This window comes from Rhodococcus sp. DMU1 (assembly GCF_012272955.1).
GTDB lineage: Bacteria > Actinomycetota > Actinomycetes > Mycobacteriales > Mycobacteriaceae > Rhodococcus > Rhodococcus aetherivorans.
Genome location: NZ_CP050952.1, coordinates 4,371,102 through 4,391,674 on the forward strand (window position 1 = coordinate 4,371,102; position 20,573 = coordinate 4,391,674).

Annotated in this window: 19 protein-coding genes and 1 pseudogene; 10 read left to right on the forward strand and 10 right to left on the reverse strand. The window is 72.5% G+C overall.

Annotated features, from left to right (window positions below; genetic code table 11):
* Position 1 precedes the first annotated feature (1 nt).
* On the reverse strand, positions 2-1,588 hold the full coding sequence (locus HFP48_RS19955) for an AMP-binding protein (RefSeq protein WP_006936007.1): 1,587 nt from the start codon (positions 1,586-1,588) through the stop codon (positions 2-4).
* Between the two features lie 197 nt (positions 1,589-1,785).
* Between HFP48_RS19955 and HFP48_RS19960 the strand changes: the two genes are divergently transcribed.
* Positions 1,786-2,793, forward strand: coding sequence for an AraC family transcriptional regulator (locus HFP48_RS19960; RefSeq protein WP_210432768.1), 1,008 nt, complete (start codon positions 1,786-1,788; stop codon positions 2,791-2,793).
* A 142-nt stretch (positions 2,794-2,935) separates the two neighbouring features.
* Positions 2,936-4,108, forward strand: coding sequence for a serine hydrolase domain-containing protein (locus HFP48_RS19965; protein ID WP_246872573.1), 1,173 nt, complete (start codon positions 2,936-2,938; stop codon positions 4,106-4,108).
* A gap of 77 nt (positions 4,109-4,185) precedes the next feature.
* On the opposite strand, the pseudogene HFP48_RS19970 reads toward HFP48_RS19965, so the two are convergent.
* The 4 genes and pseudogenes from HFP48_RS19970 to HFP48_RS19985 form a co-directional block, all read right to left on the reverse strand.
* Positions 4,186-4,521 (reverse strand): annotated as a pseudogene (locus tag HFP48_RS19970) (transglycosylase family protein); the annotation flags it as partial.
* Positions 4,522-4,900: 379 nt separating this feature from the next.
* A complete protein-coding gene (locus tag HFP48_RS19975) occupies positions 4,901-5,419 on the reverse strand; it encodes a YbjN domain-containing protein (protein WP_006936013.1) in 519 nt (172 codons plus the stop codon).
* A complete protein-coding gene (gene mshA, locus HFP48_RS19980) occupies positions 5,416-6,753 on the reverse strand; it encodes a D-inositol-3-phosphate glycosyltransferase (RefSeq protein WP_006936015.1) in 1,338 nt (445 codons plus the stop codon). The genes HFP48_RS19975 and mshA overlap by 4 nt, the downstream gene beginning before the upstream one ends.
* A gap of 93 nt (positions 6,754-6,846) precedes the next feature.
* Positions 6,847-7,548, reverse strand: a complete 702-nt coding sequence (locus HFP48_RS19985; RefSeq protein ID WP_168579914.1) for a helix-turn-helix domain-containing protein — start codon at positions 7,546-7,548, stop codon at positions 6,847-6,849.
* A gap of 63 nt (positions 7,549-7,611) precedes the next feature.
* On the opposite strand from HFP48_RS19985, the gene HFP48_RS19990 reads away from it, so the two are divergent.
* Positions 7,612-8,790 (forward strand): acyl-CoA dehydrogenase family protein, encoded by a 1,179-nt coding sequence (locus HFP48_RS19990; RefSeq protein ID WP_043803256.1) that lies wholly within the window; start codon positions 7,612-7,614, stop codon positions 8,788-8,790.
* On the opposite strand, the gene HFP48_RS19995 is transcribed toward HFP48_RS19990, so the two are convergent.
* Entirely contained in the window at positions 8,765-9,586 is an 822-nt protein-coding gene (locus tag HFP48_RS19995; protein ID WP_168579915.1) for an alpha/beta hydrolase, read from the reverse strand. The genes HFP48_RS19990 and HFP48_RS19995 overlap by 26 nt on opposite strands.
* A 5-nt stretch (positions 9,587-9,591) precedes the next feature.
* The gene (locus HFP48_RS20000; protein ID WP_168579916.1) at positions 9,592-10,782 is read right to left on the reverse strand and encodes an MFS transporter; all 1,191 of its coding nucleotides are present in this window, start codon (positions 10,780-10,782) and stop codon (positions 9,592-9,594) included.
* On the opposite strand from HFP48_RS20000, the gene HFP48_RS20005 reads away from it, so the two are divergent.
* Genes HFP48_RS20005 through HFP48_RS20015 form a run of 3 tightly spaced genes read left to right on the forward strand, consistent with a single transcriptional unit; the run spans position 10,781 to position 13,090 of the window.
* Positions 10,781-11,563 (forward strand): PIG-L family deacetylase, encoded by a 783-nt coding sequence (locus HFP48_RS20005; protein ID WP_168579917.1) that lies wholly within the window; start codon positions 10,781-10,783, stop codon positions 11,561-11,563. The genes HFP48_RS20000 and HFP48_RS20005 overlap by 2 nt on opposite strands.
* Before the next feature lie 25 nt (positions 11,564-11,588).
* Positions 11,589-12,050 (forward strand): SRPBCC family protein, encoded by a 462-nt coding sequence (locus tag HFP48_RS20010; RefSeq protein WP_072635769.1) that lies wholly within the window; start codon positions 11,589-11,591, stop codon positions 12,048-12,050.
* A gap of 5 nt (positions 12,051-12,055) precedes the next feature.
* Entirely contained in the window at positions 12,056-13,090 is a 1,035-nt protein-coding gene (locus HFP48_RS20015) for a tocopherol cyclase family protein (protein WP_168579918.1), read from the forward strand.
* A gap of 83 nt (positions 13,091-13,173) precedes the next feature.
* Here HFP48_RS20015 and HFP48_RS20020 read toward each other — a convergent pair whose 3' ends face one another.
* Positions 13,174-14,436 carry an ROK family protein gene (locus tag HFP48_RS20020; protein WP_168580612.1) on the reverse strand — a complete coding sequence of 421 codons (1,263 nt, stop codon included), beginning with the start codon at positions 14,434-14,436 and terminating at the stop codon, positions 13,174-13,176.
* A gap of 403 nt (positions 14,437-14,839) precedes the next feature.
* Here HFP48_RS20020 and HFP48_RS20025 point away from each other — a divergent pair, with 403 nt between their 5' ends.
* The 3 genes from HFP48_RS20025 (at position 14,840) to HFP48_RS20035 (ending at position 17,667) form a co-directional block, all read left to right on the forward strand.
* Entirely contained in the window at positions 14,840-15,796 is a 957-nt protein-coding gene (locus tag HFP48_RS20025) for a TauD/TfdA family dioxygenase (protein WP_006946544.1), read from the forward strand.
* A gap of 62 nt (positions 15,797-15,858) precedes the next feature.
* Positions 15,859-16,608 (forward strand): SDR family oxidoreductase, encoded by a 750-nt coding sequence (locus HFP48_RS20030; RefSeq protein ID WP_006946542.1) that lies wholly within the window; start codon positions 15,859-15,861, stop codon positions 16,606-16,608.
* A gap of 6 nt (positions 16,609-16,614) precedes the next feature.
* The gene (locus HFP48_RS20035; protein WP_168579919.1) at positions 16,615-17,667 is read left to right on the forward strand and encodes a DUF2804 domain-containing protein; all 1,053 of its coding nucleotides are present in this window, start codon (positions 16,615-16,617) and stop codon (positions 17,665-17,667) included.
* A gap of 10 nt (positions 17,668-17,677) precedes the next feature.
* On the opposite strand, the gene HFP48_RS20040 is transcribed toward HFP48_RS20035, so the two are convergent.
* Both HFP48_RS20040 and HFP48_RS20045 read right to left on the reverse strand, forming a co-directional pair.
* Positions 17,678-18,820 (reverse strand): Ig-like domain-containing protein, encoded by a 1,143-nt coding sequence (locus HFP48_RS20040; protein ID WP_246872574.1) that lies wholly within the window; start codon positions 18,818-18,820, stop codon positions 17,678-17,680.
* Positions 18,821-18,919: 99 nt separating this feature from the next.
* Positions 18,920-19,966: a UDP-N-acetylmuramate dehydrogenase gene (locus HFP48_RS20045; protein ID WP_168580614.1), complete on the reverse strand. Its 1,047-nt coding sequence runs from the start codon at positions 19,964-19,966 to the stop codon at positions 18,920-18,922.
* Between the two features lie 71 nt (positions 19,967-20,037).
* Here HFP48_RS20045 and HFP48_RS20050 point away from each other — a divergent pair, with 71 nt between their 5' ends.
* Complete coding sequence (locus HFP48_RS20050; protein WP_006946535.1) at positions 20,038-20,541, forward strand: DUF2505 domain-containing protein; 504 nt, start codon at positions 20,038-20,040, stop codon at positions 20,539-20,541.
* The last annotated feature ends 32 nt before the right edge of the window (positions 20,542-20,573 follow it).

The window sequence follows — 20,573 nt, forward strand, 5'->3', positions numbered from 1 at the left end:
GCTACGCCGTCGGCGTGCGCAGATCCTTGCGCAGGATCTTGCCCGCGGCGGACTTCGGAACGATGTCGATGAACTGCACCCGGCGCACCTTCTTGTGGGGCGAGACGCGCTCGGCGACGAACTCGATGACCTCGTCCTCGGTCAGCTCCGCGTTCGGCTGGCGCACGACGAACGCCTTCGGCACCTCCTCGCCCTCGTCGTCGAGCACGCCCACGACCGCGGCGTCGGCGATCTGCGGGTGGGTCAGCAGCAGCGCCTCGAGCTCGGCCGGCGGCACCTGGTAGCCCTTGTACTTGATCAGTTCCTTGAGCCGGTCGACGATCGTGACGTTGCCGGCCGCGTCCACCGTGGCGATGTCGCCGGTGTGCAGGAACCCGTCGGCGTCGAGGGTCTCCGCGGTGGCCTGCGGGTTGCCGAGGTAGCCGACCATCACGTTCGGGCCCTTGCACCACAGCTCACCCGGCTCGGAGACACCCTCGCCGGTCGGGTACGCGACCTCCTCGAGCGTGCCCGGGTCGACCAGCTTGCACTCCATGTTGGCGATCGTCGGGCCGACCGAGTCGAGCGGCACGTCGTCGCCGTCGAACGGGATGGCGTGGCTGACCGGGCTCATCTCCGACATGCCGTAGCCCTGGCGGATCTTGCAGCCGAGCCGCGCGGACACCGCACCGCCGAGTTCCTTGTCCAGGGGCGCGGCACCCGAGAACACGGTGTGCACGCTGGACAGGTCGAACTGGTCGACGAGGGGGTGCTTGGCGAGGGCCACCGCGACGGGCGGCGCGATGAACACGTACGTGCACTTCTGCTCGGCGACGATCCGCAGGAACTCCGGCAGGTCGAACTTCGGCATCGTCACCAGCGACGCCCGGTTGTACAGGGCCGCGTTGAGCAGCACGGTCATGCCGTAGATGTGGAAGAACGGCAGCACGGCGAGGACCTTGTCGGCGGCGCCGATGCCCATGCGCGGGTTGATCTGGCACACGTTGGCGACCAGGTTGGTGTGCGTGAGCATCACACCCTTCGGGCGGCCCGTGGTGCCCGACGAGTACGGCAGCACCGCCAGATGGGTGGCCGGATCGAACGACACCTCGGGGGCGGGCGCGTTCTCGGCGAGCAGGTCGCGCAGGGACGGGTGCCCCTCGGCGCCGTCGAGCACGACGAGGCGGTCGTCGGCGATGCCCACCTTGGCCGCGGCCTCCTTCGCGTGCGGCAGCAGCGGGGAGACGGTGAACAGGAACGTCGCCTTGGAATCCTCGAGCTGCTTGGCGATGTCCTCGGCGGTGTAGAGGGCATTGATCGTGGTGGCGGTCGCGCCCGCCCGCAGGATGCCGTGGAAGACGGACGCGAAGGCGGGCACGTTCGGCGAGAGCAGGCCGACGACGTCGCCGACCCCCACGCCGCGCGCCGCGAGGGCCCCGGCGATCGCGTCGATCTGCCCGATCAGGGCGCGGTAGTCGGTGACGGCCCCCGACGCGCCCTCGATCAGCGCCGGGCGACCGAGGTCCGCCTCCGCGATCGAACCGAACAGGAAGTCGTAGACACTCAGTGCCGGGATTTCGACGTCGGGAAACGGGCTGCGAAAGCTCATGGGTTCTCCTCGGGAGCAGGACTCTGTGGCACGCCGTGCCAGACGTGCCGGGAGTACGGTACCTGACCGCTGTGAAGGCAGTCACACGCACGCCGGACATTACCGCGTCGGGGGCCGTCGCGTGCCCGGTCGCGCGCGCCCGGACCCAGCCGATCGGGCAGTGTCGGCGCCCGCCCCGGCGCTCTAGGCTCGGCCGGATGACGGACGTCGTGCATTCGCTGGACCCGTTCTCCGGCTGCGCCCCCTCGCCGGCGACGGTCTCGACGGACTGGGACGAGATCCGGGCGTGGTCGGACCAGGTGTACATGCCCTATCGCGTACGGCCGAGCGGGCGCCTGCTGCGCCCGCGATCGAGCATGTTCTCCGCCGCGATCGGCGACATCGTGCTCACCCGGTTCCGGTACGGGATCCCGGTGACCGTCGACCAGCTCTCGGCCGAGGCCGGCAACATCCTGGTGCTGACGACGATCCGCGGTCACGCCCGGCACCGGGTCGCAGCGGGCGAGGTGGAGATCGACTCCGGCGCCACCTTCGTGGCCGACTGCAGCCGGATCGAGCATCGCGTCGACTTCGACGACGAGCATCTCCAGCTCAACCTGACGGTGCCGCACCGGCTCGTCGCCGACCTCGCCGACCGCTGGTTCGGCGTCGTTCCCGACGACCGTCTGTGGCAGCACAAGTGCGTCGTCGGGGCCGGATCGTCGGGCTGGAACGCGCTGCTCGCGTATGCGGTCCGCGCGATCCGCGCCGATCCGGTGCGCATCGCGCAGGGCCCGCCGGGCGCTCACCTGCAGGAGCTGCTCCTCGGTCACCTCGTCACCGAATGGGCCGCCGCAGCGGGCGTCGCGCTCGACGCCGGCCGGCAGCCGGCCGCGTCGGCGTACGTCCGCCGCGCGGAACAGTACATCCGCGAGCACGCCGCGGATCTGCCCACGGTCTCCGAGATCGCCGCCGCCGTGGGCGTCAGCGTGCGCGCACTGTCGGGCGGGTTCCGCCGCCACCTGGACACGACGCCGAACCGGTACCTGAGCGACGTGCGATTGCAGCACATCCGCGACGAACTCGCCGCGGCGTCGGCCGAGTGCACCGTCTCCGCGGTGGCGGCCCGCTGGGGCTACGTCAACATGGGCGTCTTCGCCGCCGCCTACCGTCGCCGATTCGGCGAGAACCCGTCGCGGACCCTCGCCCGGGCCCGCGGACGGTGAGTGCCGAAATCCGACAGCGCGTGCCGATCGGAGGTGGCCCACGTCACACCCCTGTCCGTAGCGTCCGCATCCGACGCCGGTGAGCCCACCGGCGGCGGACCCGCGCACAGGAGGAACCGTGACAGACGACTTCGCGAGCACCATGGATGCAGCCCTACGGGAACTCACCCACAGCCCGGGGGGCCTGCCGGGCGTGGTGGCCATGCTCACCGACCGGGACGACGTGGTGTATTCGGGGGTGGCCGGGGAACGGGCTGCCGGGTCCGGCACGGCCATGACCGCCGATACCGTGTTCGCCGCCTTCTCCACGACGAAGGCGATCACCGGCACCGCGGCACTCCAGTGCGTCGAGGAGGGCCTGCTCGACCTCGACGCCCCCGCCGCCCGGTATGTGCCGGAGATCGGCGAACTCCAGGTTCTCAAGGGCTTCGGAACGGACGGCGAGCCCCTGCTGCGCGCGCCGAAACGGGACATCACCACCCGCATGCTGCTGCTCCACACGGCCGGCCTCGGGTACGACTTCTTCGACGAGAACTACCGGCGTCTCGCCGAGGAGCACGGTCAGCCCAGCGTCATCACGGCGTCGAAGGCCGCGCTGCGGACCCCGCTGCTGTTCGATCCGGGCGAGCGGTGGATGTACGGCTCGAACATCGACTGGTGCGGGCTGGTGGTCGAGGCCGTGCGGGGCCGGCGCCTCGGGGAGGTGATGCGCGAACGGATCTTCGAGCCCCTCGGGATGGCGGACACGGCGTTCACCCTCACCGCCGACATGCGCGACCGGCTCGCCGTCGTCCACCAGCGCGGCGAGGACGGGACCGTCGTACCGATGCCCGAGATGGTGCTCCCCCAGGATCCGGAGGTCCACATGGGGGGCCACGGTCTGTACACGACCGTCCCGGACTACCTGAGGTTCCTCCGGATGTGGCTGCGCGACGGGGACGCGCCCGGCGGCCGGGTGCTGGCCGCCGGAACGGTCGCCGACGCGGTGCGCGGCGGTTTGGACGGGCAGCAGATCACCGCCCTGCCGGGCGTGATCCCCGCGCTGTCGAACGATGCGGAGTTCTTCCCCGGGCTACCCAAGAACTGGGCATACACGTTCATGGTCAACGAGGAGCCGGCGCCGACGGGTCGGCCCGCCGGGGCGCTCGGCTGGGCCGGCCTGGCGAACCTGTACTACTGGATCGACCGCCAGAACGGCATCGCCGGTTTCTGGGCCACCCAGATCCTGCCCTTCGCCGACGCCGTCTCGTTCGGGGGATACCTCGACTTCGAGGCCGCCGCCTACCGCCGGTCGGCCGCGTCGCGGATCCGGTGAGAACCCGACGAACCCCGCGTGCGGTGCACGCGGGGTTCGTTCGGCTGCTACGGGCGTGAGCCCGGGCGGTGGGGTCAGAGGTACTGACCGCACACCGGCCACGCACCGACGCCCTGGCCGGCGAGGACGTTCTCGGCGATGGCGATCTGCTGCTCCCGGGTCGCCTGGTCGGCGGTGGGGGCGTACTGCTGGCCGCCGTAGGCGTTCCAGGTGCTCGGCGAGAACTGCAGGCCACCGTGGTAGCCGTTGCCGTTGTTGATGGCCCAGTTCCCACTGCTCTCGCACTGCGCGACGGCGTCCCAGTTGCCGGAGGCGGCGTTGGCGGTGCCGGTGCCGAGTGCGAACGGGGTGACGGCCAGGGCCGCGGTGGCGGCGACGGTGCCGAGGGCGCGCTTGAAGGTGAAGTTTGCCATGATGCGGTTGAATTCCTCTCGCGTCTGCTGGCGAGGCACTGCGGCGGCCGACGATGTCGATCCCGCTGCCCGGATTCGGAGCTGTGCCTCGTCCCTGCCCCTCGATCAGGTATCGAGTTCCGGTCCCGCGGGGCAGAGTCAGCGGCGACGGGCCGGTGTTGCTTGCCCGGTGGTATCGGGCTGATTACGACGCTAGAGACTCATCACGGATCGGTCACGCGCTGTTTTCCGGCACGCCCGTCTCACATTCCAAGATCGGGCGGCAGCGTTTTCCCAGGTGACGTCCGAGTAATCGCCGTTTCGAAACCGTGTAGTTACACGGCCGTTATGTGACCATGCTCACAGTAATATTGTGGCTCGGGTCACCGATATCGCGGCGTTACGGCTGCGCGTCCTCCACCACGAAGGGCCGGCCGTCCTCGATCAGGTGCCGGAAGGGTTCGAGATTGCGGAGCGACTCGCCCCGCGAGACCCGCCACTCCCACTCCCGCTTGATGGAGGTGAGGAATCCGAGTCCGAGAATGACGTTGAAATCGTGGTCGGCGGCCTCGAGCACCTGGCCGAGCACCGTGTCCAGTTCGTCCGGAGTGACCGAGGCCTCCGACATCCGGCCGACGAGGTAGATGTCCCCGATCTTGTCGAGGGTGTACGCGACCCCGTACAGCCGCCGATTGCGGCGGAGCAGGTACCGGTAGACGCCCTCGAAGTTCTCGTCGGGCTTGCGGCACACGAACGCCTCGATGCGCAGGCCGTGGTTGCCGGGACTGAGCAGCGTCGTCGTCTTGAGCTTGTTCTCCCCCGGCAGGTCGACGACGAAGTGCCCACCCTCCTTGCGGGAGAACTCGAGGCCGCGATCGCGCAGCGTCGCCTCGATCGTCTCGCTCAGTCGCTCGCTCACGCCCGTACCCCCGTCGTCCGCCGGATCTTCCACACTCCGCGTTGCCGGCGCAGCGGGAACTCGCCGGTCCCGAGCGAACGGTTCCGCAGCGCACCGGCCTTACGGTAACTGGCGAGCAGACCCTCCGCGGTGTGCTCCCAGGAGAAGTTCTCCGCGTGCAGGGGCGCGGCCGCCGCGAGCGCAGCCCGCCGTCCCGGGTCCGTGACCAGCGCGCGCAGCGCGGCGGCCCAGTCGTCGGTGCGATGGCCGTCGACGAGCAGCCCGGTCTCGCCGTCGCGCACCGCGACGCCGAGGCCACCGACGTTCGCGGCCAGCACGGGGGTCCCGCAGGCCTGCGCCTCGATCGCCACCAGGCCGAACGACTCGGAGTAGCTCGGCACCGCCACCACGTCCGAGGCGCGGTAGACCTGCACCAGCCGCTCGGGTGGCTGCGGGGGCAGGAACGTCACCCGGGCGGCGATTCCGAGCTCGGCGGCCAGTTCGATCAGCGAGTGCGGCCGCTCGAGTCCCGTGCCGGAGGGCCCGCCGACCACCAGCACGCGCAGGGGTACCTCCGGGTCGGCGGACATCGCCGCCGCAGCGGCCCGCAGCAGCACGTCCGGTGCCTTGAGCGGCTGGATGCGCCCGACGAAGGTCACGATCGTCTCGCGGGGGTCGAGGCCGAGGCCCGCCCGGGCGGCCGCCCGGTCCCCCGGCCGGTAACGGGACAGGTCCGCACCCGGCGCCACCACGTCCACCCGCGACGGGTCGGCGCCGTAGCTGCGTTCGAGCTGCGCCGCCTCGTCGACCGTGTTGGCGACGAGCCGGTCGGACTCGGCGACCACCTGCTGCTCGCCGATCTGCCGGGCCGCCGGCTCGGGCACGTCACCGTCGGCGAGCGAGGCGTTCTTCACGGCGGCGAGCGTGTGCGCGGTGTGCACCAGCGGGACTCCCCACCGGTCCCGGGCGAGCCAGCCCACCTGGCCGGACAGCCAGTAGTGCGAGTGCACGAGGTCGTAGTAGCCCTGCGGGTGACGGGCTTCCTCCCGCAGCACCCCGGCCGCGAACGCGCACAGCTGCGTGGGCAGGTCGTGCTTGTCGAGCCCCTCGTACGGACCGGCCGCGACGTTGCGCACGAGCACGCCGGGTGCCGCCTCCTGCACCACGGGGTCGGCCGACGACGTCGCCCGGGTGAAGATCTCCACCTCGACCCCGCGGCGCGCGAGCTGCACGGCGGTCTGCAGAACGTAGACGTTCATCCCGCCGGCGTCCCCGGTGCCGGGCTGCGCGAGCGGCGAGGTGTGGACCGACAGGACGGCCACGCGGCGGGGACGGCTGTTCGACTTCGACGTCACTTCTCCATACTGCCCTGCCGCACATCCCCGCCCGGCTCCGCCCTCCCCTGCGCTCCGGCGCGCTGCGGCTGCTCGACGCGGCACCCCGGCCGTTCAGGAATGCTCGCCGGCCTCGAAACCCGCGACGGCGCGGCGCACCGCCGCGTGGAAGGGGCTCCACAGGAACCAGGTCCCGAACTCGCGCACCAGCGCGGACGGCCCGTGCACCTGCACGCTGCCGTCGTCGATCGCCTCGGCGAGGGTCCGGGTGCCGGCGAAGACGCGCATCAGGGCCACCGGTTCCCCGGTCACGTACAGGTCGACGTCGAACCCCGGCGGCTTGCGGCACACCAACGGCTCGCCCCGGTCCAGGACGATCCACAGGCGAATCGGGGCGGGACCGGTGTAGTCGAACTCGATCACCACCCGCCGCTGCGGCACCCGGTCGCGGTCCACCCGGCGGTGCATCCACCACGTCAGCGTCACCGGGTCGACCTCGGCGGGCACCGGTTCGGCGAACAACCACTTCACCGCCCACTCCCCGATCGCGACGAGGATCGGGGCGAGTTCGCGGCCGGCCGGGGTCAGGCGGTACTCGCAGCCGCGGGCCTGCGGGACCCGCTCCAGCACGCCCTTGCGTTCGAGGTGCCGCAGCCGGGTGGCCAGCAGGGTGCGGGAGATGCCGGGGAGGCCGCGCTCGATCTCGTTGAAACGGGTACTGCCGTAGACCATTTCGCGCAGGATCAGCGGGGTCCACCGGTCGGCGAGCACTTCGCTGCCGATCGAGACCGGACAGTACTGCCCGTACTCGCGCACATCTCCAGAGTAGGTCCAGAACGTGCACTGGGCGGCATCGATCTGCACCCCTACCGTCGAGACATGACCACCGTAGACATCACCCAGTCCCCCCGCTCCCGCCCCCGCGAGGAACTCGCCGCCCGCACCGACGAACTGGGCCGGCGGATCGCCCCGTACGCCCGCGCCCACGACCGCGACGGCACGTTCGTCGCCGAGGCCTACGAGATCCTGCGCTCCGAGGGCCGCCTCGCGCTCGCCGTCCCGCGCGAGCTCGGCGGCGACGGCGCGACCGTGCGCGACGTCGCCACCGTGCAACGCACCCTGGCGCACCACTGCGCGGCCACCGCCCTCGCCTCGTCCATGCACCACCACGTCGTGCTCGCCGCCGCGTGGCGGTACCGGCACGGCGCGCCCGGCGCGGACCGGATGCTGCGCCGCGTCGCCGGGGAGGGACTCGTGCTCGTCTCCACCGGCGGCGCCGACCAGACCCGGCCGCGCGGGACCGCCCGGAAGGTGCCCGGTGGCTACCGCGTCGACGGCCGCAAGGTGTTCTGCAGCCAGGCCCCGGTCGGCGACGTGCTCGCCACCATGTTCCCGTACGACGACCCCGACGAGGGCCGCATCGTGCTCAACATGATGGTCCCGATGAAGGCCGACGGGGTGCGGGTCCTCGACAACTGGGACTCGCTCGGCATGCGCGGGACCGGCAGCCACGACGTCGAGCTGACCGACGTGTTCGTCCCGGACGCGGCCGTGGTCGCCCGCCGCCCGTACGGGGTGATCGACCCGCCGTTCCAGCTGGTGCTCAGCGTCGCCATGCCCGTCGTCGCGGCCGTGTACCTCGGGGTTGCGGAGGCCGCGCACGCGCACGCGACCGCGCTCGTCGCCGGGACGCCGCGGGCCGGCGACCCGAGCGTGCGACGCCAGCTCGGCGTCGCGGCCACCCGCCTGCAGGTCGCGTCGTGGGCCCTCGACGGTGCCCTCGACGTCGTCGGCGACGACCCGGTGCCGTCGATGACCACGGTCGCCGCGGTGATGACCGCCAAGGCCGAGATCGCGCGGACCGCGATCGAGGTGTGCGACCTGGCCCTCGACGTCGCCGGGGGCCGCGGCTTCTACCGGTCGAGCCCGCTCGAGCAGTGCTACCGCGACGTGCGCGGGGTCAAGTTCCACCCGCTCACGCCGGAGGAGACACTGCTGCTCGCCGGGGCGCAGGCGCTCGGGTCGGCAGCGGCTACAGCGATCCCGCGAAGCGCGTGACCTCCGCGGCGAACCGCTGCGGGTCCTCGACGAACGGGCCGTGGTCGGTGCCCTCCCAGAACGAGGTCGTCGCGTTCGGCAGCAGCGACGCCGCGTGCTCGGCGGCCGAGACGTCGACGACCGAGTCGGCCGTGCCGTGCAGGACGAGCACGGGCGTGTCGAGGCCCCGCAGCAGCTCGTCGTTGCGCACCGTCCGCGCGAACATCGCCGCCCGCACGCGGGGCGGGGTGCACAGGCTGGTGCCGAACAGCGCCTGTGCCGCGACGCCCTTGCCCTCCCCGGGCCCGGTGAGGGCCGTGCCGAAGGCGCCCAGGGCGCGGACCGCCGTCGCCGCGTCCTCGGACATCGCGTCGGGGACGGCCGCGCGCATGGCCGCCCCGACCTTGCCGCCCTTCTCGCCCCGGCCGATGCTGGTGATCGCGCCGACCAGCACGATCCCGGCGACGCGGTCGGTGCCGTGGGTCGCGAGGTAGTCGCAGATCACCAGGCCGCCGTAGGACCAGCCGAGCAGCACCGCGCCGTGGGCGCCTTCGGCGTCGAGCACGGCCTGCACGTCCGCGGCCCACAGCTTCGACTCGTCGTATCCGGTCTCCGGGGCCCCGGAGTACCCGTGTCCGCGCAGGTCGACGGCGATCACCCGGTGGGTGCGGGCCAGCTCGTCGAGCACGGCCTCGCCCCAGCACCGCGACGACTGGGCCCAGCCGTGCAGCAGGACCAGCGGGCGGTGGGCGGGATCGCCGGTGACGCGGTAGACGATGGGGGTGCCGTCGGAGCTCTCGACCTCGCGGATTGTCATGCGGGTCACCCTAGCCGGGCGAGCCGGGCCACTCCCACCGCGCACGCGCATCCGACGAGCGCGGCCACCACCGCGACCCCGATGCCCGCGCTCGGCCCGGACCGGTCGATGACCTGACCGACGACGGCGGAGCCGACCGCGACACCGACCCCGAGTCCCGTGACCGTCCAGGTGATGCCCTCGGTGAGCCGGCCCGGCGGCACGATCCGCTCGGTCAGGGAGGTCGCGACGATCATGGTGGGGGCGACGGCCACCCCGGCCGACAGGTAGAGCACCGCGAGGGCCGGCACCGTGTCGGCGAGCAGCAGCGGCCACAGCAGGACCGCGACGGCCGCCGTCGCGCCGAGCAGCTGCCGCGTCAGCGGCGCCCGCAGCCGCACCGCCCCGAAGACGAGGCCGCCGAGCGCGGACCCGGTCGCGAACATCGCCAGCACCACGGTCGCGGCGCCGGGCGCGCCCCGCTCGGCGGTGAAGGCGACCCCGACCACGTCGACGACGCCGAAGATCGTGCCCATCGCCGTCATCGCCACCACCAGCACGACGAGCACCGGGATCCGCAGCACGCTCGCGCCGGGTGCCCCCGCGACGACCGGGCGTGCCGGGGGTTCGGTGCCGCGCTGGGCGGCGAGCGCGACGGTGCCGATCACCAGCAGCACCGCCCCGAGCAACGCGCCCGCCTCCGGGAACGCGGCGACGCTCAGCCCCACCGACAGCACCGGCCCGACGATGAAGCACAGCTCGTCGATCACCGCCTCGAGCGCGAACGCGGTACGCAACCCGTCGGTGCCGCGGAGCAGCTCGGTCCACCGGGCGCGGACCATGGCGCCGATCGTGGGCATCAGTCCCGCCGGGACCGCGCACGCGAACAGCAGCGCCTCGGGCGCCTCCCACCGCACCCCCGCCAGCATCGCGGTGGTCGCGGCCGCGCTGATCGCCGCGGCGACCGGCAGGACCTGGGACTGCCCGTGCCGGTCCGCGGCCCGCGAGACCAGCGGGGTGAGCGCCGCGTACGACAGCGCGAACACCGCGGCCAGGGCGCCACCGAGGCCGTAATCACCCCGCAACTGCGAGAACATCGTCACGATGCCGATGCCGACCATCGCGATCGGCAACCGCGCGACGAACCCCGCCAGGCAGAAGGCGGCGGCGCCCGGCGCGGTGAACAGTGCACGGTAGGAGCGCATTCGTGCCAGCATGCAGTACGTGAGCGTGCTGGTGTGTTTCCATGCCCATCCCGACGACGAGGTGTTCACCACCGGCGGGGTGATGCGCCTCGCCGCGGACGCGGGGCATCGGGTGGTGCTGGTCGTGGCGACGGACGGCGCCGCGGGCGAGGTCCCCGACGGGCTGCTCGGTCCCGGCGAGTCCCTGGTGCAGCGTCGCCGCGCCGAGCTCGAGGCGTCGGCGGAGACGCTGGGAGTCGCCCGCCTGGTGCCGCTGGGCTACGCCGATTCGGGCATGGCCGGGGCGCCGCAGAACGCGGACCCGGCCGCGTTCTGCAACGTCGACGTGGACTCGGCCGCGGCCCGGCTCGCGGCCGTGCTCGCGGAGGAGAGCGCCGACGTCGTCACCATCTACGACCCCAACGGCGGATACGGGCACCCCGACCACGTGCAGGTGCACCGCGTCGGCGCCCGGGCCCAGGAGCTGACCGCGCACCCGTCGGTGTACGAGGCGGCGATGAACCGGGACCACATCCGTCGCCTGCTCGCCGCCAACCCGGACGTGAGCCCGGACGCGTCGCCCCCGGACCTGGACACGTTCGGCCTGCCGGAGGCCGAGATCACCACCACGATCGACGTGTCCGCGACGATCCCCGCGAAACGGGCGGCGATGCTCGCGCACGCCTCACAGGTCGGTGACTTCGGGCCGATGCTGGCGATGACGCCGGAACAGCTCGCGAGCGCCTTCGGCCTCGAATGGTTCCGCCGGCGCGGCGCGCAGCCGACGCTGCAGGAGAACGCCCTGCCCCTGTGATCGACCCGACCGAAGAGGAGCGCGAATGGGCCACCACGTCGAGCTGAGCCGTTTCGTCGACGCACCACCCGACCGGGTGTGGCGGGTGCTGACCTCCGTCGACTCGGCCCCGCAGATCCTGAGCGGGGTGCAGAGTGTCGAACGGCTCGCGGGCGTCGGCTACGAGGTCGGCACCCGCTGGCGCGAGACCCGCACGATGTTCGGCAGGGCCGCGACCGAGGAGATGACCGTGACGGCCGTGGAGCCGGGGCGGCACACGGCCGTCGAGGCCGAATCCGGCGGTGTGCGCTACCGCACCGAGTTCGACGTGGCCCCCGAGCGGGCCGGCACGACGCTGACCGTGCGGTTCTCGGCCGACGCCGGCCGTCCGGGACGGATCCGGCGGGCGCTGACGGCGCTCGTCGCTCCCCTGGCCCTGCGGGCGACGCGTAAGGCGCTGCACCAGGACCTCGACGACATCGCGGCCGCGGCCCGGGCCGGGATCTGAGCGTCGTGTCGCTGTGCTCGAGCTACCGCGCCACCGGCGCCGACCTGCCCTTCGGTGATCCGCTGGCGGCGCACGATGTCGCGATGGAGGGGTACTTCTGGCGGTTCACCCAGCCCGGGACCGGACGGGTGGTGATCGCGCTGTGCGGCGTCAACCGGGCCGCCGACGGGTCGTGGGCGACCCTCGGCCTGGCGGCGCACCCGGGCGGATTCCTGCGTACGACGGCGCATCCGGAGGGGTTCGCCGACCCGCGGCGGCTCGGCGCGTCGGCGGGCACGGCGTTCCGCGGGGAGCCCGACCGGCTGCGCGTGGACCTCGGCGCCGACGCACGCCTCGATGTGCGGGTGACGGCGCCCCGGCCGTGGCCCCGCCGCCGGTTCGGCGGATCCAGCGTCTTCCACGCGATCCCCGCGCTCAACCAGTACTGGCACCCGTGGCTGCTCGACGGGCGAGCCGAGGGCGAGGCCGTGCTCGGGGGCGAGACGTGGAACCTGGACGGCGCCCAGGTGTACGCGGAGAAGAACTGGGGCCGAGGCGGATTCCCGGAGTCGTGGTGGTGGGGCCAGGCGCACGGCTTCACCGACTCCGCCGCGTGCGTCGCCTTCGCCGGTGGGCAGGTCCACGCCGGACCGCTGCGGACCGAGGTGACGGCGGTGGTGGTCGCCCTGCCGGACGGACCCGTGATCCGGCTGGGCAACCCCGTGGTCTCCCCGGTGCGGGCCCACGTCGCCGACGAGCGGTGGTCGCTGTTCGGGCGCGGGCCGCGGTGGACCGTCGAGATCGAGGCGACCGCCCCGCTGAGCGCCGCGCACGTCCTGCCGGTTCCGCTGCCCCTCGAGCGCCGCAACGTGCCCGGCGCCCTCGAGCACCTCGCGGGCTCGCTGAGCGTGACCGTCCGCGACCGCGGCACGCTGGTCTGGGCGGGCGAGTCGCCCCTCGCGGCGCTCGAGCACGGCGGTCTGGCCCGCGCGCGGGCCGAACTGGACCGGCGGGGGGCGCCGGCGGACGCGACGGACGGCCCGCCACTGCACGGCGGCTGACCGGCGGCCCCGCATCCGCGCACTTCCCGGCCGTCCGCGCAGGAAATCGAATCGTCTGCGCGGATACCCATTCCGTGCGCGTATCAGACCAGCGCCCGGCGCATCGCGCCCAGCGGATCGGAGTACAGCGAACTCAAGGACACCACGCTCGCGGCGTGCGCCTGCACTCGGTCGCCGAATCCGGTGACCCGGACGTCGGCGCCCGACGGCGACGCGAGCGCGCGCGCGACGTGCGGTGCGGCCTCCGGGTACGCGGTGAACGCCTGGCCGCCGAGGATCACCCGGTCCGGGTTGAACAGGTCCCGGAGCATCGCGACGGACCGCCCCAGCACCTGTGCCCGCTCCACGAGGATCTCGTGGGCCTCGTGAGAACCGTTGCGGGCCAGCGCGTACAACGCGGCGACGGACGTGGCGCCCGCGTCGAGCAGGCCGGCGGCCCGCGCCCGGGTCAGCACCGCACGGTCGGCGACGGTGGCCTCGAGGCATCCGCGGGCACCGCAGGCGCACGGCACGGACGATCCGGTGGGCAGGTGCGACACCGAGCCCGGGCCGCCGCGCGGTGTGTGCACCCGGCCGTCGAATGCGATTGCGATACCGACGGTTTCGCGAGCGTAGAAGTACAGGGTGGCGCCCTCGACATCGGCGGTGTCGCGGTCGGGGGTGAGCAGCAACTCGGAGGCGGCCATCGCCTCGACGTGCGCGGCGACGGAAACCGGCAGGCCCAGGCCCCGGCTCACCACGGTCCCGACGGGCGCATCCTCCCAGCCGAGCCGCGGGTGGTCCACGGTTCCGGTGGCCGAGTCGACGCGGCCGCCGAGCGCGACGCCCGCCCACAGCGGCGTGCGCCGGTGCCAGCGCGACGCGAAGGCCCTGGCGCTGCTGGTGATCGCCCCGAGCGCCGCCTCCTGGCCGCCGCGCGGGGTGGGGATCTCCACCGCGCCGATCACACGCCCGCGCAGATCGCTCGCGACGATGCCGGTGACGGCCGCACCGATGTGGATGCCGACGGTCAGGTAGCGCTCGTGGTCGGTCTCGAACGGCACCCGGGGCCGGCCCACGGCACCGGACGCGGTCAGATCCGGCCGCTCCCGGAGCAGGCCCGCGGCGAGCAGCGCCGAGACCTGCCGGTTCACGGTGGCGATGCTCGCGCCCGTCGCCGTCGCCGCCTGGTCGCGGCAGATCGGCCCGCGCGCCGCGGCGACCCGGAACACCGCGGCGGCGGTGCCGTCGGCGACCTTCAGCTCGGGCGGCACGATCTGCACGCGCGTCGTCGATCGCACCCGGGCGGTGGCACTACGGGAACGGACGCCCGATCCGGAGGTCGGGCGAATAACATTGGTGGACAGGACATTTGACGTAGCTACTGCAGTCACTGCGACTCTTCCTCGAGATCGGGTCCGCAGACCCGGGGCGTGGCAGGGAGGCGCCGATCCGCTCGATCGTGAGGCAGAGGTCCACCGGCCGACGGCCGGGGGAAACGAAGCGGGGCGCGAAGGGCGGTGTCAGCGACAACACAGTTCGCGCGCCAGCGGCAGCCGCGAGCCCAGCGCGGCGGTCACGTAAGTGACCCGCGGAGCACGGAGACGGCGAGCTGGCATATCCGCAACCTAGCCGCCACGCGCCACTGTGTCCAATCCGCACGGCGACGCGGCGGCAACGGTCCCGATCACGGTGACGGAAACCCTTACGCCGGCCCGCCGCCGGTGATGAGGTCGACGGCACCAACGTTCGATCTACGAAAGGTCCTCCATGTCCGTGGATTTCGATACCCGCACCGCCTCCGCTCGCGACGTGTCCGTGGTCCGTCTGGGCGGGCACATCGGGGCCCGCATCGACGGCGTGCGGCTCGGCGGCGATCTCGACGAGGCCACCGTCGAAGCGATCCGACGCGCCCTGGCCGAGCACAAGGTGATCTTCTTCCGGGAACAGCACCACCTCGACGACGCGTCGCAGTACGCGTTCGCCGAGTTGCTCGGCACGCCGACCACCGCGCACCCGACGGTCACCTCGCGCGGGGCGCACGTGCTGCCGATCGACTCCGACTACGGCAAGGCGAACAGCTGGCACACCGACGTCTCGTTCGTCGATCGCATCCCGAAGGCTTCGATCCTGCGCGCGGTGGAACTGCCCGCCTACGGCGGTTCGACCACGTGGGCTTCCGGGGTGGCGGCCTACGAGGGCCTGCCCGCCCCGCTGAAGACCCTGGCGGAGAACCTGTGGGCCACCCACACCAACCTGTACGACTACGCCGCCGAGAGCGCGGAGCACCTCCGCGACGGCGCCGACGAGCGGGTCGCCGAGTACCGCGCCGAGTTCCGGTCCGAGTACTTCGAGACCGAGCACCCGGTGGTGCGCGTGCACCCCGAGACCGGGGAGCGGTCGCTGCTGCTCGGCCACTTCGTCAAGGGCTTCGTCGGGCTGAGCGGCCGGCAGTCGCAGGCGCTGTTCCGGCTGCTGCAGGACCACCAGACCCGGCTGGAGTACACCACCCGCTGGAACTGGGCCGCCGGGGACGTGGCGGTGTGGGACAACCGCGCCACCCAGCACTACGCCGTCGCCGACTACGAGGGCCTGCACCGCCGCCTGAACCGCATCACCCTCGCCGGGGACGTCCCGGTGAGCGTGCACGGCGAGGCGAGCCGGTCCGTCGCCGGCGACGCGAGCGCCTACTCGGTCGTCGAGGTGCCCCGGCCGCTCGCGTCGTGACGGACGCCGCGGTCGCGCGGACCCCCGCGCGACCGTATCCGGGGCACCCTAGGATCGCCTGCATGACGATTTCTCCCGATTCCCGCGTGGCCGTCGTCACCGGTGCCTCCTCCGGCATCGGCGAGGCCACCGCCCGAACCCTCGCAGCCCAGGGCTTCCACGTCGTCGTCGGCGCTCGCCGCGTCGACCGGATCGAGAAGCTCGCGGACGAGATCGGGGGCACGGCCCTCGAGCTGGACGTCACGGACGAGGACTCGGTGACCGCCTTCACGACGGTGCTCCCCCGGGTGGACGTGCTGGTCAACAACGCGGGCGGCGCCAAGGGCATGGCCCCGGTCGCCGAGGCGGACCTCGACGACTGGCGCTGGATGTGGGAGACCAACGTCCTCGGCACCCTGCGGATGACGAAGGCCCTGCTGCCGAAGCTCGTCGACTCCGGCGACGGCCTTATCGTCACGATCACGTCGGTGGCGGCCTTCCATGCCTACGACAACGGCGCGGGCTACACCTCCGCCAAGCATGCCCAGGCGGTGCTGCACCGCACGCTGCGCGGTGAGCTGCTCGGCAAGCCGGTGCGCCTGACCGAGATCGCGCCGGGTGCGGTGGAGACCGAGTTCTCCCTCGTGCGGTTCGAGGGGGACGCCGAGCGCGCCGCCAAGGTGTACGAGGGCATCACACCGCTGGTGGCCGAGGACATCGCGGAGATCGTCGGTTTCGTCGCGTCGCGCCCGCCGCACGTGAACCTGGACCAGATCATCGTGCAGCCGCGCGACCAGGCCGGCCCCATGCGCTTCCACCGCACCGCCGAGTAGGAACCGGTGGGCATCGAGAGGGACGCCGGGCAACGCCGCCTCTCCCCGGGGCCGTTGCTCGACGTGCGGGGCCGTCTCGCCGAAGCCGGCTGGGCCGGCACCGAGGTCCGGGCCTACGACCGGTCCCGGGTCGCGGCACCGCGGTGGCGGATCAAGGAGTGGGACTACTACTGCGTGCTCGCCGACGGCGACGACGGCCCGTTCGGTCTCGCGCTGACCGTCGCCGACAACAGCTACATGGGCCTGCTCGGCGTGAGCTGGCTCGACCTGGCCGGCCGTGCGGACACCACCGAGAACGCGATGATCCCGTTTCCGCTCGGACGGTTGCGGTTGCCCGCCTCCGCGGACGCGGGCGATGTGGTGCTCGACCGGCGTGGAATGCGCCTCGAGTTCCGGCACGAGCGCGGCGCCCGGCGGCTGATCGTCCGTCATCCCGGATTCGCGGGCGGGCGGGGCCTGTCGGGCGAGGTGGTGCTCACCTCGCCCGGTGCCGAGCGGATGGTCGTCGCGATCCCGTTCCCCGGCGACGAGGGGGCGTTCTACTACAACCAGAAGATCCCCGGCCTCACCGCCGCCGGCACCATCACGGTCGGCGGCCGCGAGCACACCTTCGACCCGGCCTCCGCGTTCGGGGTGTTCGACTGGGGCCGGGGCGTGTGGACGTACGACAACACCTGGTTCTGGGCGTCCGCATCGGGACGGCACGAGGGGCGTCCCTTCGGGTTCACCGTCGGTCACGGCTTCGGCGACACCGCCGCCGGAAGCGAGAACATGCTCCTGCTCGACGGCGTGGCGCACAAGCTGGACCGGGTGCGGTTCCATCTGCCTCACGGCACCTACGACGGCGCGCCGTGGCGGTTCTCGAGCAACGACGGCCGGTTCGAGATGGGGTTCAAGCCGATCCTCGACCGCGCCGCCGACGTGAACGCCCTCGTCCTGCGCTCGACGCAGCATCAGGTCTTCGGCCGGTTCACCGGCCACGTCACGCTCGACGACGGTGCCCGGCTCGAGGTGCGCGAGCTTCTCGGATTCGCCGAGAAGGTGCGCAACCGCTGGTAGTGCGCCTTGCCTACCGCGCGGACATCGACTGCCAGGTGGGCCAGTCGATCGCCCAGTCGTACAGGTCGCCGTCCGCGGCGGACAGCTCGATCGACGTTCCGGACACCTCGACCGGGTCGCCGTACATCGCCGTCGCGAAGTACTCCTGGGCGTCCCCGAGCGAGAGGTTGATGCAGCCGTTGGTGACGTTGGTCGCCCCCTGCTGGCCGAGGGTCGCGGGGTTGGCGTGGATGAACTCGCCGTTGTTGGAGATCCGCACCGCCCAGCGTTCCCGCACGTTCTCGTAGTACGGCGGGTTGGACATCAGGAAGTCCTCGTGCTTCTCGGTAACCACGTGGACGCCGCTGCGGGTGACGTTGCGGGCTTCGTTGCCCTGCCCGTAGCTCACCGGGATGTCCATGATCGTCACTCCGTCGCGCACCACCTGCATGCGGTGCGACGTGGCGTCGGCCACGACGACCTGGCTCCGGCCGACGGTGAAGTCGAGGGTGAGGTCCTCCGCCCCGTAGGCGCCGTCGCCGTAGTCGAGGCCGTAGAGCTGCGCGTCGAGGTGCACCGCCGTGCCCGGCGTCCAGTACTGCTGCGGGCGCCAGTGCGCGCGGGCACCGCCGTTGTCGTCGGGCAGCCACGCCCAGCTGCCGATGGTCGGCGGGTCGGTGCCGACCACCATGGCCTTCTCGACGGCGGCCTTGTCGGTGATCGGGCCATCGAACTGGACGATGATCGGGGCGGCGATCCCGACCGGCTGCGCGTCGGCGATGTTCAGGTTCGCGGAGACGACCCGGTCGGGGTCGACGGTGTCGAAGCTGCCCTCGACGGCCACGGCCTCGCCGTCGGAGCCGACGGCCGTGCCGGACCAGCGGTAGGTCGCGCCGTAGCCGAGCGGTTCGGCGACGGTGTAGCTGCGGCGGTCGGCGGCGAGGGCGCCACGCACGACGGTGCTCGTTCCGACGTTCGTGAGGGCGACGTCGGTGAGCTCGCCGTCGGTGACCGAGACGCGGATCGGGGTGGTGGGGTTCACGTCGGTGGCGCCGTCGGCGGGGTCGGTGACGATCGACACCACGGGCGCGGTGCCGGCGGGAACCGCGCTCCCGCCGGGGCCCGACGAGCACGCCGCGAGCACCGCGACGAGTGCGAGCAGCCCGAACCACAACAACCGACGACTTCGTTCACCCAGGTGGAGCACTCCGACGAGGGTACGCCCGCCGCGCGGTCGCGTCGCAGCGCGGCGGCAGGTCCGGCAGACCGGCTCTCAGATGAAGCAACCCACGGTGACCGGCTCCGGCTCGAGCCGCACACCGAACGCGTCCTGCACGCCGTCGCGCACCTCCCGCGCGAGGGCCACCAGATCGGCGGTGGTCGCGGTGCCGCGGTTGGTGAGCGCGAGGGTGTGCTTGGTGGACAGCCGCACCGGCGCGCCGGGGCCGGGGAAGCCCTTACCGAACCCGGCCCGCTCGATCAGCCATCCCGCGGAGAGCTTGGTGCCGCCACCGGCGGGGAACCGCGGGATCCGCACGTCGGGCCCGACGCGTTCCTCGACGGCCGCGAGCACGCGGGGCAGCTCGTCGGCGGCGAGCACGGGGTTGGTGAAGAACGACCCGGCGCTCCAGGTGTCGGGATCGTCCGGGTCGAGCACCATGCCCTTGCCCCGGCGCAGGGCGAGCACCTGCTCGCGGACCTCCGCGGCCGGGCGTCGCTCGCCCTCCTCGGCGTGCAGGGCCGACGCCAGCTCCCGGTAGCCGATGGGGGCGCTGGCCCCGTCCGGCCGCACGGCCAGGTCGACCTCGAGGACCAGGGCGTCGTCGGAGTGCTTGAGGACACTGGTGCGGTACCCGAGCCCGAGGTCCTCGGGGCCGATCCACCGGACGTCGCCGCTGGTGCGGTCGAGCAGCCGCACGGCCCTCAGAATCGACCCGACCTCGACGCCGTAGGCGCCGACGTTCTGTACCGGGGTCGCACCCGTGGAGCCGGGGATGCCGGACAGGCATTCGAGCCCGCCGAGGCCCGCCTTCACGGTCAGGGCGACGACGTCGTCCCACCCGGCGCCGGCCTCGGCGCGCACGGTGTCCTCCCCCGGCTCGATCCCGGTGGTCGCGATGCGCACGACCACACCGTCGAACCCGCCGTCGCCGATCACCAGGTTGGAGCCGCCGGCCAGGACGAGGGTGGGGACGCGTGCCGCGTCGAGCAGGCGGACGACCTCGACGAGGGTGTCGGTGGTGGTGCACTCGGCGAGCAGCCGGGCCGGACCGCCGAGCCGCAGCGTGGTCAGCGTCGACAGCGCCACGTCCTCGGACACGACGGCGCCCGCCTCGACGAGTTGGGCCCCAATACGCGGATCAGACACCCGCAAACGGTAGCGTGCCGACCATGGGCAGCCGCATCGACCATTACTCGCACTACGCGTTCCCCGTCGCCACGGTGCACGCGGCGCTCGTCGACGAGAACTACTGGCGGAGCCGCCTGGCGGAGATCGGCGGGCCGGGCGCGACGCTCGAGGACGTGCGCACCGGTGACGGGACGATCGACCTGCACATGACCCAGTCCATCCCGGCCGAGCACCTGCCGAGCTTCGTCACCAACTTCCATCCCGGCGACCTGGTCATCCATCGGCACGAGTCGTGGCAACCGGTGACCGGGGACCGCGCGACGGGCCGCTTCTCCGCGCACGTGGACGGGCTGCCGGGGAAGGTGGACGGCACCTCCACGATGGCGCCGGACGGCGCGGGCACCATCGTCGAGATCGACGGCGAGGCCGAGGTGCGGATCCCGTTCCTCGGCGGCAAAATCGAGGGCATCATCGTCGAGCAGATCGTCGAACTGTTCGACGTGGAGCGCACCTTCACCGCGAAGTGGCTGTCCGAGCCGCACTGACGAGGCCGTTGCGGGACGGTGACGATTTCCGT

Bases quoted from the DNA above. Each gene is read 5' to 3' on its own strand.
- HFP48_RS19955 (WP_006936007.1), bottom strand. From the start codon at position 1,588: ATGAGCTTTCGCAGCCCGTTTCCCGACGTCGAAATCCCGGCACTGAGT.
- HFP48_RS19960 (WP_210432768.1), top strand. From the start codon at position 1,786: ATGACGGACGTCGTGCATTCGCTGGACCCGTTCTCCGGCTGCGCCCCC.
- HFP48_RS19965 (WP_246872573.1), top strand. From the start codon at position 2,936: ATGGATGCAGCCCTACGGGAACTCACCCACAGCCCGGGGGGCCTGCCG.
- HFP48_RS19990 (WP_043803256.1), top strand. From the start codon at position 7,612: ATGACCACCGTAGACATCACCCAGTCCCCCCGCTCCCGCCCCCGCGAG.
- HFP48_RS19995 (WP_168579915.1), bottom strand. From the start codon at position 9,586: ATGACAATCCGCGAGGTCGAGAGCTCCGACGGCACCCCCATCGTCTAC.
- HFP48_RS20005 (WP_168579917.1), top strand. From the start codon at position 10,781: ATGCAGTACGTGAGCGTGCTGGTGTGTTTCCATGCCCATCCCGACGAC.
- HFP48_RS20000 (WP_168579916.1), bottom strand. From the start codon at position 10,782: ATGCTGGCACGAATGCGCTCCTACCGTGCACTGTTCACCGCGCCGGGC.
- HFP48_RS20010 (WP_072635769.1), top strand. From the start codon at position 11,589: ATGGGCCACCACGTCGAGCTGAGCCGTTTCGTCGACGCACCACCCGAC.
- HFP48_RS20025 (WP_006946544.1), top strand. From the start codon at position 14,840: ATGTCCGTGGATTTCGATACCCGCACCGCCTCCGCTCGCGACGTGTCC.
- HFP48_RS20030 (WP_006946542.1), top strand. From the start codon at position 15,859: ATGACGATTTCTCCCGATTCCCGCGTGGCCGTCGTCACCGGTGCCTCC.
- HFP48_RS20050 (WP_006946535.1), top strand. From the start codon at position 20,038: ATGGGCAGCCGCATCGACCATTACTCGCACTACGCGTTCCCCGTCGCC.